This window comes from Sorangium sp. So ce362 (assembly GCF_051519845.1).
Classification (GTDB): domain Bacteria; phylum Myxococcota_A; class Polyangia; order Polyangiales; family Polyangiaceae; genus Sorangium.
This window is the reverse complement of sequence record NZ_CP150332.1, coordinates 10,317,210-10,329,806: the sequence shown is the minus strand read 5'-3', so window position 1 is coordinate 10,329,806 and position 12,597 is coordinate 10,317,210. Positions and strand designations below refer to the sequence as shown.

The window sequence follows — 12,597 nt, the reverse complement described above, 5'->3', positions numbered from 1 at the left end:
CGTGCGCAGCTGTCAGGGTTCCAGGAAGAGGCCGCAGGTGCCCATAGAGGAGGGTGGCGCGCTTTTATTGCTTTCTTCGATTGCGTGTTGACACGGTGTGTCCGGCCGTGGATCCATGTGCGCCAACCAACAGACATTGCGTGGGGGGGGATCTCGAATGCGACAGGCGCGCTGGCTTGTTCGTCTCGTGGTGTTTTGTGCTGTGATGTTGCTGCTCGGGCGGGGGCACGAGGGCCTCGCGCTGGCCGGGCCTCCGGAGCCGCGGCTGTTGTTGCCGTTGTCGCCTCCGGGCGGCGGGGTGGCCCTGTCGGCGATCCCTTTGCGGCTGCCGAGCGACGGCGCAGGGGGCCTGTTGCTGGGGCCTCGGTTCGACGCGCCGCTGGTCGAGGACGTGGGGGCGCCCCATGGCGAGATGGTGCTCCCCGACAAGGCGCGGGTGGTGGCGTTCGAGGGGGCTGTCCTGGAGATCCCCGAGGGCGCGGTGGACGAGCCGGTGCGGATCACGATACGGCCGTTGCCCGAGGGCGAGGTGCGGCCGATGGGACGCGCGATGGTCAACGTCACGCCCGGAGGGAGGGCCTATCGCTTCGGGCCGCACGGCCTCAGGTTCAAGAAGCCGGTGCGGCTGACGCTGCCTTATGACGAGCACGCCATTCCACCGGGGATGACGGCGCAGCACGTGACGGGCTTCTATTTCGACGAGTCGCTCGGCAGCTGGCAGGGCGTCGAGCGGGCCGGCGTGGCCGCGGAGGGCAAGCTGGCGAGCCTGACCGACCACTTCACCGATTTCATCGGGGCGACGCTGGCGATGCCCGACGCGCCGGGGGCGCGCTCGTTCGATCCGAGCAGCATCAAGGGGCTCGCGCTCGGCAGCCCGCTCGCCGGGGTGACGCTGATCGCGCCGCCGGAGGCGAGCTCGAGCGGCTCGGCGCACCTGAGCCACGCGATCGAGGTCCCGCCGGGGCGCAACGGGCTCCAGCCGGCGCTCGCCATTCGCTACGACAGCGAGCACCGCAACGGCTGGCTCGGCGTGGGCTGGGATCTGCGGCTGTCGCGGGTGGAGATCGACACGCGCTTCGGCGTGCCGACGTACGCGACGGAGGAGGAGCGGTATGCGCTCGACGGGAGCGAGCTCGTGCCGGTGGGCGGCGCGTCGAGCGCGTCGCAGGTCTACCGGCAGCGGGTGGAGGGGCGCTTCGCGCGGATCGTGCGTCACGGGACCGGGCCCGACAGTTACTTCTGGGAGGTCACGGACAAGAGCGGGACGACGTATGTTTACGGGCGCAGCGCGACCGCGCGGCTCGACGATCCGGACCCGGGCCGACCGCGCAACGTGTTCCGCTGGTACCTGGAAGAGGTGCGCGACCCGTTCGGCAACCAGATGTTCTTCCATTACGCGCATCGGGTCGAGCCCGCGGGCCCGGCGCCGCACATCGAGGTGCACCCCGAGCGCATCGAGTACACGGCCAACACGTCGCAGGGCGTCGAGGCGGCGTATGCCGTCGACTTCATCTCGGAAGGCGGGCGCCCGGATGGGATGCTGAACGGCAGGCCGGGCTTCCTGGAGCAGACAAGCGAGCGGCTCCAGCGCGTGGACGTGCGGTTCGGCGAGACGATCATTCGCAGCTACGCGCTCGAATACACCCGAGGAGATTTCGGCAAGAGCTTGCTCCAGGCGATCGCGGTCTCGGGCGAGGGGAGCCGCGACGGCGAGGGGACGCTCGCGAGCGAGGAGCTCTATCGGCACACGTTCGAGTACTTCACCGCGCCGCGCTCTGCGTCGGGGCAGCCCGGGGCGTTCGCGAGCGACGCCGTGACGTGGGGACAGGCGGGGTCCCAGCAAGGCCTGTCGCGCACGGAGGACTCGACCTTCGGCGGCAGCGTGTCGGTGGGGCTGCTCGGCATCGTGAGCGTGGGCGGCGGCGGGTACGGCGGCGACCAGACGACGCGCGCCAGCCTGCTCGACCTCAACGGCGACGGATTGCCCGACTTCGTCGGCGACGGCGGGGACGCGCTGCGCAACCTGCTGCGCCTTCCCAGGGAGAATCACCTCGATCCGTTCCACCTCGGCGGGCTCGACCCGGGCGATCTCGGGCTGACGGACACCTCGGGATGGAGCATTCACGCGGGCATCAACGTGGGCGATGCGCTCAGCGCGTCGGCGGCGTACACGCGCAGCCGGGCGGAGGACGAGCGGGTCGCGTCGGATCTCGACGGCGACGGGTTCCCTGATCTCGTGTCGGTCGGGGACCTCGGGCAGGTCCAGGTCGCGATCAACGATCGACGCGGCGGGTTTCTGGGCGTGCAGGACTGGGGGACCGCCGGCGTCAGCGCGCCGTCGGGCCGCCCGGACTTCGCGCTGGCGTCGCGCGCCGACTTCTATCCGGCGGACCCGATGCTCCGGTGGATCGCGCCGTTCGAGGGGGACGTGCGCATCGGGGGCGTGCTGCAGAAGCAGGAGGCGGGGGGCGACGGGCTGCGCGTGGAGCTGGTGCGCAACGGGGAGCTGCCGCCGCTGTTCGGCCACGTGTTCGGTCCGGACGAGCTCGGGCCGTGCGCGATCGGCGCGGGCGATTGCGGGGGCGCGGCGCTCTCGGTCCACGTGCTCGCGGGCGATCGCCTCTACTTCCGGGTGAGCGCGACGCCCGAGATCGACCCGGAGCGGGCGGTGAACACGACATCCGACCTGCTGTCGTGGAGCCCGTCGATCACCTACGAGGTCGGCGAGGAGCTGCTCGGGCAGGTGGGGCCGGACGGGCGGCCCATCCATCGATTCGAGTACAGGGAGGACCATCGCCTCGGAGGGCGGCCCGAGGTGCCGTGGGTGGCGTCGTCGGACGGCGTCGTGAGCATCACGGGCGATCTGGTGAAAGGGTCGACGAGCGATCAGCTGAGGGTGTCGATCGCGCGGGAGAGCGAGGGCGCGTTCTACAGCGTCATGGATGAGGAGGTGGTGAGCGCGGAGGCCGGGGTGCTGGCGCTCGCGGGACGGCTGCACGGCGATGCAAACGGGCTGATTGGGGTCAAGGAGGGCGATCGGCTGTGGTTCCGGGTGAAGTCGGACGTGCCCGACGACCCGGCGCGCGTCGCATGGGCGCCGGCGGTGGAGTACAGGACGTACTGCCGCGCTGACCGGCAGAGCGGCGAGCGTCGGTGCGGGCCGGTGCAGTGCGGGGTGCAGCCGAACGGCCGCGCCGGCTGCACGCTGGACAGCGACACGGCCGAGGACGCGCCGCTGCCGGTGGCGCTGATCCAGCAGCAGCCGTACGTGGCGATGCCGGTGCAGCGGTGGACGCCGGGGGCGCGGCGCGCGCCCTGGATCGCGCCGGAGACGGGGACGGTGCGGCTCGAGGGGTTGCTGTTCGTGCCGGGGACGACGCCGGTGACGCTGCTTGTGCAGGGGGTGCATCGGCTGCTGCACAAGCAGCTGTACGTGGCGCCGAGCAGTGCCGGAACGGCGATCTCGGTGGCGGTGGACCTGGAGGTCGAGGCCGGCGAGCCGATCTACGTCGCGCTCTTCCAGAAGGAAGCGACCGGGAGCAGCGGGGCGCTGGGCGGCGCGAACATCGATGGGGCGCCGGTGTGGGTCGCCCGGCTCGTGCCCGACGCGGCGTCGGAGGCGCTGATCGACGGGGCGCCGCAGGATCCGACGGCAGGTGGGTTCCACGGCTGGTCGATCGGCTTCATGAACGGAGACCGCGCGTTCTCCGAGGCGAACATCCTGTTTCCGACGCGCGATCCCGAGCGCGGCTTCACGCTCGCGGTGCCGCTCTCGCCGGAGGAAGGCGCGCCGATCTGGGGCGCGGCGGCGTCGGAGGCGTTCGTGGGCGGCGAGCGGGTGTTGCCGTCGGTGGTGGGGCGGCTGTCGGGGCAGCGGCACCGGGGCAGCGTGCGCTACGCGGAGACGTGGAACGCGGAGCTCACGGCGGGCGCAGGCCCGGTGGGAGGAGGCTATAGCTTCGGCAGCACGACGACGGATCTGGAGCTCGTCGATCTGAACGGCGACCGCTTCCCGGACAGGGTGACGCGCGAGGGCGCGGTGCTGAGCACGGGCCGGGGGTTCGGTCCGAGCGCGTCGTTCTCGCTGCCGGAGGCGCTGCGGCGGGTGGAGCACCGGACGGTGCGGCTGAGCGGCGAGCTTGCGTCGCTGACGTTCAGCGCGGGAGACGAGGAGGAGCAGACGCTCAACAAGACCGACAGCCAGGGGCGTTCGCAAGGTTACCTGCGCACGAGCTTCAGCGCCGGGACGAGCTACGGGCTGTCGGCGGCGCACGTGGAGCTGCTCGACATCAACGGTGATGGGCTTGTCGACCAGGTGGCGCAGAACCCCGAGAGCGGGCAGATGACGGTGGCGCTGAACCTCGGCTACCGGTTCACGGCGCCGGTGCCGTGGCAGCGGGACGCGTTCAACAAGACGAGCTTCAACGCGGGCGCGCTGAACGATGCGCTCGGCGAGGTGCTGGGCTTCTTCTCGGACGCGGCGGGCCCGGAGGCGGTGCGGCTGGAGGACACGGGGGCGCAGAGCCTCGGGTTCGGGGCGAGCGCGGGCGGCTCGAGCGGCGGGGTGAGCGCGAGCGTGGGCGCGGGGATCGGCTACACGCGCACGACGGCGCGCACGATCGTGGACTTCGTGGACGTGAACGGCGATGGGCTGCCGGACAAGGTGATGAAGGCGCCGGAAGAGGCGTTCTTCCGGGTGCAGCTGAACCTCGGCGCGCGGTTCGCGGCGGAGGAGCACTGGCCGGCCGGCGACTGGGGAGTGGACCTCGATCCGCTGGAGTACGCGTTCATGGGGAGCGGCGACGCGGTGGGCTTCCGGCGCTCGGAGAGCCACGATGGCAGCGTGTCGCTGCAGGTCTGTTACTTCGTCTGCGTCGGCGGGTCGGTGTACTACTCGGAGGGAACGGGCGCGTCGCACCTCGGGTTCGAGGACATCGACGGTGACGGGCTGGCCGACCACGTGCTGAAGCGGGACGGCGACAGCGCGGTGCGGACGCGGAGGAATGCCATCGGCAAGGCGAACCTGCTGTGGCGGGTGCACCGGCCGCTGGGCGGGAGCGTGGAGATCGACTACCGGCGCGAGGGCAACCTGGTGGTGCCGAGGGAGGTCGCCGGGAATGCGCCGGTGGACGAGAGCGACGACCGCACGGCGGTGGTCGACATGCCGTCGAGCCAGTGGGTGCTGAGCGATGTGGTGGTGCGCGACGGGGTGGAGGGCGTGAGCGGCGCGCACGGGGTGCACACGTACCGGACGCGGATCGAGACGTACGGAGATGGGATCTATCACCGGGACGAGCGGATGGACCTCGGCTACAGGCACGTCACGACGACGGTGCTGGGCGAGGATGAGGATGGGGTCTCCGCGATGTCGGTCGAGGAGGTCGATTACCGGAACGAGGACATCTACCGGCGTGGCCTCGTGGCGCGCTCGGCCCTGCGCGACGGCGAGGGGATGCTCTACAGGGTGGAGGAGGTCGAGCACCTGCCGCCCGATCTAGGGCAGATCGCGGCCAGCGGGTGGTTCTTCCCGAGGGAGACGGCGCGGACGAGCGCGTTCTACGAGGGGACCACGGACGACCCGGGGGCGGTTCACAAGAGCGCGCTGGAGACGCGGTTCTATGATGAGGACGGCAACCTCACGGACGTGTTCTCCTTCGGCGAGGAGGGGAGCGCGGTGGACGATGTGCACCACCACATCGCGTATGAGCAGGACGACGCTCCCTATTTCATGAAGCCGAGCCTCGTGCGGACGACCGACGCGGAGGGCCGCGTGCTGCGCGAGCGCACGGCGACGTACTGGCCGGGGACGGGCGCGCTCGCGACGCTCACCAACGTCATCTCCGGGGGCAAGCGGCCGGACGGCTCACCGTATGCGGGCGACCAGGCCACTTGGCGCTTCAGCTTCGATGAGGTGGGCAACCTCGCGACGTTCACCGATCCGGCCAGCTACAAGCTGACCTACGGCTACGATGCGCTGACACGCAGCTACCGCACGTGCGTGACCGACAGCTTCGGATACCGCTCGATCACGGTGCCCAATCCCCTGTTCGGGACGGTGGCGCAGGAGACGGATGTCAATGGGCACACGATGGTCCATCGGTACGATGACTTCGGCCGGCTGATCGGGGTCTGGGGGCCGAACGACCTCACCGAGCCGCAGGCGCTTCCGGTCGGATGCACGCCGAGCAAGATCTGGAGCGAGGAAGACCTCGACGGAGAGGGAGAGCCGGCGGTCGGGTTCGAGTACGCGCTCCAGCCCGATCAGTCCACCGCGGTGCCGGCATGGGCGAGGACGAGCCACAAGGACGAGGAGCACGCGGACGATCCGATCGTGACGGTGACGTTCGCGGACGGGCTCGGGCGGGTGATCCAGACCAAGAAGGACCAGGAGCGCGACACGGGTACGGGCACCGAGGTCGGGATGACGGTGAGCGGGGCGGTGCGGTTCGACGCGCTGGGCCGGGTGAAGGAGCAGGGACAGCCGGTGTTCAGCGTGGAGCCGGACACGGTGTTCACGGCCGTGGAGATGGTGCGGAGCACGCACTTCCAGCACGACGTGCTGTCGCGGACGCGGCTTGTCGAGATGCCGGACCCCAAGGCCACCGCGACGGCTGGGTACGCGCGGACGTGGGTCGAGCACGACCTTGTGCAGCTCGACGGGCAGCTGTTGTTCCAGGAGACGGTGATCGACGCGAACGGCAAGTCGCGTAACACCTACCGGGACGTGGGCGGGCGGATCGCGGCGGTGGAGGAGTGGAACACGATCGACGAGGTGGGGCAGCCGATCGTGACGCGGTACGAGCACAACCCGGTGGGCGAGCTGGTGCGGGTGACGGACGCGCGCAACAACGCGACCACGGCGACGTACGACACGGCGGGCCGGATGGTGGCGCTGGTGAGCCCCGACGCGGGGCGGACGGAGTGGCGGTACGACCTGGCCGGGAACCTTCGCGCGAAGCAGACGGCGGAGCTCGCGTTGCACGGGCAGCTGATCCGGTACGAGTACGACCACAACCGGCTGTGGAAGATCGACTATCCGGTGACGCAGGACGTGGTGTACACGTACGGCGAAGCCGAGGAGGCCGGCGACGCGAACGGCAACCGCGCGGGGCGGATGAAGCAGGAGACGAGCGCGGCGGGGACGCGGAGCTACCGGTATGACCGGTTCGGCCATGTGGCGGAGCTGGTGGCGGAGTTCCCGCGGCTGCGCGAGCCACACCGGGGACCGTACGAGGCGACGCTGAAATACGTGTTCGATTCGCTGGGTCGGATGCAGGAGATCCACTTCCCCGGGTCGGGCGAGGAGATCGTGCGCTACGGGTACGACCGCGGCGGCGCGGTGGTGTCGGTGGTCGGAGAGAACCAGCGGGTCAATCCGCAGCACCCGAATGAGCCGATGACGACGGAGTACCTGAGACACATCGGGTACGACGAGTTCGGTCAGCGGGTGCGGGTGGTGGCGGGCAACGGGATCGAGACGAAGTACCGGTACGAGGCGTCGACGCGGCGGCTGTCGGAGGTGGACGCGGACCACCGGACGCCGCAGATGCAGCAGATGGGGCGGCCGCCGAGGGCGTTCCAGCGGCTGCGGTACGATTATGACCTCGTGGGCAACGTGCTCGCGCTCGACAACGAGGCGCCGTTCGACGAGTCGCTGGGCGGAGCCGTCATGGTGGGGAAGACGCAGCAGCGGTTCGCGTACGACGACCTCTACCAGCTGACCGAGGCGTCGGGGACCTACCAGGAGCGGGGGAACGAGCAGCAGGGATACACGCTGGACATCGCGTATGACGTCCTCGGGAACGTGAAGACGAAGGGGCAGGAGGTCGCCCGGTACGTGCCGAAGTGGGGCGCCCCGGGGGAGTGGCAGAAGCAGGAGCCGATCCGGGAGAGGACGTACCGGAACGAGTACCGCTACACCGGGCCGCGGCCGCACGCGGCGAACCAGGTGGACGAGTTCGTGGTGGCCGAGACGCAGCCGCGGCTGCGGGAGCTGTTCTACGACGCGAACGGCAACCACAAGGAGTGGAAATACCGGGGTAGCCCGCAGCGCACCCTGAGCTGGGACGAAGACGGGCGGCTTGTGTCGGTGAGAGAGAACAACCAGGAGATGTCGCGGGCGCTGTACGACGGCGCCGGGGAGCGACGGGTGCACCTGCACCGGGTGGCCGGCGAGGAGGAGACGGCGTACGTCGACCAGCACCTCGTGGTGCGCAACGGGGTGGTGGCGACCAAACACCTGTTCGCGGGGGAGACGCGGCTCGCGAGCAAGATCGACGCGGACTGGTTCCAGAAGCCGCCGGTGCTGTACTACCACCCCGACCACCTCGGGAGCACGCAGTACGTCACCGACCAGGACCAGCAGCTGAGCCAGCACGTCGAGTACCTGCCGAGCGGAGAGCTGTGGACCGACCAGACCGACTCGCAGTTCCAGAACAGGCAGCCGTACCTGTTCACCGGCAAGGAGCTCGACCTGTCGACGGGGCTCTACCACTACGGGGCGCGGAGCTACGAGCCGCGGCTCGGGATGTGGATGAGCCCAGATCCGGTGCTCGCTCAGTACATGGCCGGCAGGATCAACGGCGGGGTGTACCGGCCCATCAACCTGGGGCTGTACACGTATACGTGGAATAACCCGGTTGTGTTCACGGATCCGACGGGAAGATGGCCCACAGCGGAGGACATCGAGGCAGGCCTGGCGCGCGCAGAGGATACCGTTCTCGGATTCTCGTACGGATTTGTACTCGGCGCGACGCCTGTTGTTGGCAACCTGCTCGGCTTCTTGCCGCCTCCAAAGGATACGGAGTCGTTTCAAGTCGGCATGGGAGCCGGGCAGATGACCGGCGGTGTCGTGCAGATGGCTGTCGGCGGAGCGATCGCGGGCGGTTCAGCTGCAGGCGGCGTGGCGGCTACCGCCGGTTCGGGCGGCGCAGCGGCTCCCGCGGCCGTCCCGGTCGCTGTCGCGGGCGTCGAGGTGGGGGCGGTGCTTGTGGTGAGCGGCCGCGCCGCTGTGATGCAGGGCGCCATGACCATGCAAATGTCGGCGACCGGTGGGGATAGCAACGGCGGAACGACAACAGCGGGGGCCGCGACGGGGGCACCGGATTCTCAAGTAGGCAGTCATGTCGCCGGGAAAGCGCCCAAACAGGTGACGCCGGGGACGCGGACGCTTGATGGACAATACGTAAATGACCAAGGTAGAGTAGAACCCTGGAAAGCTCACTATGACGAATATGGACGACTGGTTGGACGGACCGACTACAATGCAGGTAACAAGGTGCAAGGAATTCCGGATACGCACCATCATGTATATGACTGGTCGAAGCCCGGTGCCGCCGGTCAAGAGGTCAAAAGTCACGTTCCTGGGGAGTATAAGCCACAATGACGAATGAATTGTTGTCATGGGCGATTGCGCCAATGGGTTATGTGGCGCGGCTATGGCTCGAGCGAGAATATGGGGAGGGCAAAAATTCAGATTTGGTGCTGATGGTTCGGCTGCGCGATCCGGAAATCGGTAATGAGATCGATGTTGTGTTCGGCGGTGTCGCGCAGCTTAGGTTTAGGGGTGAGTCGGTTGCGCTGACGGAATTGGTGCTGCTCATCGCCGAGGATGTAAGCGATCGCGGCTGGGAAGGTCTATCTTACAGGGTGACCGATGCAGAAGAGGAATTTGTCTGCTTCCTGTGTCGTAGCATCGAGGTCAAGGGTCAGGTTTCCTGAACAATTGAGTGCACGCACAAGAATCGAGGGCCTTTCTAGCAAGATGGTGGAGAGCCCGCCCCGTCAGCGCGGCGCGGATGCGCCCGTCGGCCCATGAAGCGATCGCGCGAGCGGCCGGGCGTTGTAGCTCAGAAGCGCAGCTCGTCGTCGACGCCGGGCGAGGAGCATCGGGGGCGATCCGGGCAAGATCTGGAGCGAGGAAGACCTTGACGGAGAGGGAGAGCCGGCGGTCGGGTTCGAGTACGCGCTCGAGCCTGATCAGTCCACCGCGGTGCCGGCGTGGGCGAGGACGAGCCACAAGGACGAGGAGCACGCGGACGATCCGATCGTGACGGTGACGTTCGCGGACGGGCTCGGGCGGGTGATCCAGACCAAGAAGGATCAGAGCGCGACACGGGTACGGGCACCGAGGTCGGAATGGCGGTGAGCGGTGCGGTGCGGTTCGACGCGCTGGGCCGAGTGAAGGAGCAGGGACAGCCGGTGTTCAGCGTGGAGCCGGACACGGCGTTCACGGCGGTGGAGATGGTGCGGAGCACGCACTTTCAGCGCGATGTGCTGTCGCGGACGCGGCTTGTCGAGATGCCGGACCCCAAGGCCACCGCGACGGCTGGGTACGCGCGGACGTGGGTCGAGCACGACCTTGTGCAGCTCGATGGGCAGCTCATGTTCCAGGAGACGGTGATCGACGCGAACGGCAAGTCGCGTAACACCTACCGGGACGTGGGCGGGCGGATCGCGGCGGTGGAGGAGTGGAACACGATCGACGAGGTGGGGCAGCCGATCGTGACGCGGTACGAGCACAACCCGGTGGGCGAGCTGGTGCGGGTGACGGACGCGCGCAACAACGTGACCACGGCGACGTACGACACGGCGGGCCGGATGGTGGCGCTCGTGAGCCCCGACGCGGGGCGCACGGAGTGGCGGTACGACCTGGCCGGGAACCTTCGCGCGAAGCAGACGGCGGAGCTCGCGTTGCGCGGGCAGCTGATCCGGTACGAGTACGACCACAACCGGCTGTGGAAGATCGACTATCCGGTGACGCAGGACGTGGTGTACACGTACGGCGAAGCCGAGGAGGCCGGCGACGCGAACGGCAACCGCGCGGGGCGGATGAAGCAGGAGACGAGCGCGGCGGGAACGCGAAGCTATCGCTACCCTCTGTGCCAACGTCGGGTGAGACAGGCTTCCCCTGGAAATCTGTGGTGAGAGGGCGGAGAATGGACCTGACCCGTGCCGAAGCCTTCGCATCTCCGATCCGTCGATCCTACCCCCGCCCCAGCGGCGCAGGGCGCTGCTCCCCGCCCGAGTGGCGTCGCCGTTGAGAGCGTGCCGAAGCCGGGCAAGAGGCGGAAGTTCTCGGCGGCTGAGAAGCTGCGCATCGTTCGCGCGGCGGCCGCGTGCACCCAGCGCGGGGACATCGAGGCGCTGCTGCGCCGCGAGGGCATCTACAGCTCCCTCCTGACGGCGTGGCGCAAGCAGTTCGCCCTTCATGGCAGCGAGGCTCTCGCGGGGCGCAAGCCCGGCCGCAAGCCGAAGCACGACGCGAAGGACCGGCGCATCGCCGAGCTCGAGAAGCGCTCGGCACGGCTCGAGGAGAAGCTCGCGCTCGCTGAGAAGCTCATCGACCTCCAAAAAAAAGTCTCTGCCATTCTGGGCGTCAATCTCACGAGCGACGAAGAGCGCTGATGGACGTCATCGAGGAGCTCGATGACCCGCACGTCCCCATCGCGCAGGCGTGTGCAGCGCTCGGCGTCAGCCGCGCCACGCTCTACCGGCAGACCCAGCCCGCGAAGCCGCCGGCGCTGCCCGAGCCCGCTCCGAGCCCACGCCGGCTCAGTGACCCCGAGCGGCAAGCCGTGCTCGGCGTGCTGCATAGTGAGGAGTTCGTCGACCAGCCCCCGCCGGAAGTCTACGCGACGCTGCTGTCGCGCGGCGTCTATCTCGCCTCCATCCGCACGATGTACCGGCTGCTCGCCGCCTCCGGCGAGAGCGTGGAGCGGCGCGCCTAGCGTGGACCGATGACGCATGCCAAGCCGACGCTCACCGCCACGGCTCCCAACCAGATCTGGACGTGGGACATCACCAAGCTGCGCGGGCCGCTGCCTGGGGTCTTCTACTGCCTGTACGTCGTCCTCGACCTGTTCAGTCGCATGACCGTCGGCTGGCTGCTCGCCGAGCGCGAGAGCGCAGAGCTCGCCGAGCACCTGTTCGCAGAGACCGTCGCCCGCCACGGCGTCGAGCCCGGCTCGCTCACGGTGCACGCCGACCGCGGCTCCGCGATGCGGTCGGAGGGGCTCGCTCAGCTCCTCGGCTCGCTCGGCGTCGTTCGTAGCTTCAGCCGGCCTCACGTCAGCGACGACAACGCCTTCTCCGAGTCGCAATTCAAGACGCTCAAGTACCAACCCGACTATCCGGACCGCTTTGCCTCGCTCGCTCACGCACGAGCGTGGTGCCAGGAGTTCTTCACGTGGTATAACGACCTTCATCAGCATTCTGGACTTGCGCTTTTCACACCTGCTGATGTATTCTACGGCCGAGTCGAAGATATCGCGGCTCGGCGCCAGGTCGCCCTGGACACGGCCTACGCCGCGCATCCGGAACGCTTCCCGAACGGTCCGCCCGTCGTGCGCAGGCCGCCCGCTTCGGTAGCCATCAACCCGCTGTCCGTCGACGACGCCGCCTCTGAGGCCGCGGCGCCGACGCACACGGCCACGACCAGCGCCGCGCCCGAACCTGGAGCCACGCCCACCGCCGTGCCGCTGCCGTCCCGACCTCGACCGGATGCTGCCCAGAGCCGGAACGCGCCCCTGAGCGAGATCCACTCATAGGATTCTCGTCCGGCCTGTCTCAATCCTGTTGGCATTCTCCGCTATGACC

Annotated in this window: 7 protein-coding genes; all 7 read left to right on the top strand. The window is 68.8% G+C overall.

Annotated features, from left to right (window positions below; genetic code table 11):
* The first annotated feature begins 205 nt into the window (after window positions 1-205).
* A complete protein-coding gene (locus WMF17_RS39730; protein WP_437646308.1) occupies window positions 206-9,385 on the top strand; it encodes a SpvB/TcaC N-terminal domain-containing protein in 9,180 nt (3,059 codons plus the stop codon).
* Window positions 9,382-9,720: a hypothetical protein gene (locus WMF17_RS39725; protein WP_437646306.1), complete on the top strand. Its 339-nt coding sequence runs from the start codon at window positions 9,382-9,384 to the stop codon at window positions 9,718-9,720. Before WMF17_RS39730 ends, WMF17_RS39725 begins: the two co-directional genes overlap by 4 nt.
* Window positions 9,721-9,991: 271 nt before the next feature.
* Entirely contained in the window at window positions 9,992-10,147 is a 156-nt protein-coding gene (locus tag WMF17_RS39720; protein WP_437646304.1) for a hypothetical protein, read from the top strand.
* Window positions 10,138-10,926, top strand: coding sequence for a hypothetical protein (locus WMF17_RS39715; protein ID WP_437646302.1), 789 nt, complete (start codon window positions 10,138-10,140; stop codon window positions 10,924-10,926). The genes WMF17_RS39720 and WMF17_RS39715 overlap by 10 nt, the downstream gene beginning before the upstream one ends.
* Before the next feature lie 120 nt (window positions 10,927-11,046).
* A complete protein-coding gene (locus tag WMF17_RS39710) occupies window positions 11,047-11,406 on the top strand; it encodes a transposase (protein WP_437646300.1) in 360 nt (119 codons plus the stop codon).
* On the top strand, window positions 11,406-11,729 hold the full coding sequence (locus WMF17_RS39705) for a hypothetical protein (protein ID WP_437646299.1): 324 nt from the start codon (window positions 11,406-11,408) through the stop codon (window positions 11,727-11,729). Before WMF17_RS39710 ends, WMF17_RS39705 begins: the two co-directional genes overlap by 1 nt.
* Window positions 11,730-11,738: 9 nt before the next feature.
* A complete protein-coding gene (locus WMF17_RS39700; RefSeq protein WP_437646297.1) occupies window positions 11,739-12,548 on the top strand; it encodes a transposase in 810 nt (269 codons plus the stop codon).
* Window positions 12,549-12,597 lie beyond the last annotated feature (49 nt).

What these genes read in the sequence shown, in the direction of transcription:
- WMF17_RS39725 (WP_437646306.1), top strand. Translation starts at nt 9,382, where the DNA reads ATGACGAATGAATTGTTGTCATGGGCGATTGCGCCAATGGGTTATGTG.
- WMF17_RS39705 (WP_437646299.1), top strand. Translation starts at nt 11,406, where the DNA reads ATGGACGTCATCGAGGAGCTCGATGACCCGCACGTCCCCATCGCGCAG.
- WMF17_RS39715 (WP_437646302.1), top strand. Translation starts at nt 10,138, where the DNA reads ATGGCGGTGAGCGGTGCGGTGCGGTTCGACGCGCTGGGCCGAGTGAAG.
- WMF17_RS39700 (WP_437646297.1), top strand. Translation starts at nt 11,739, where the DNA reads ATGACGCATGCCAAGCCGACGCTCACCGCCACGGCTCCCAACCAGATC.
- WMF17_RS39730 (WP_437646308.1), top strand. Translation starts at nt 206, where the DNA reads ATGTTGCTGCTCGGGCGGGGGCACGAGGGCCTCGCGCTGGCCGGGCCT.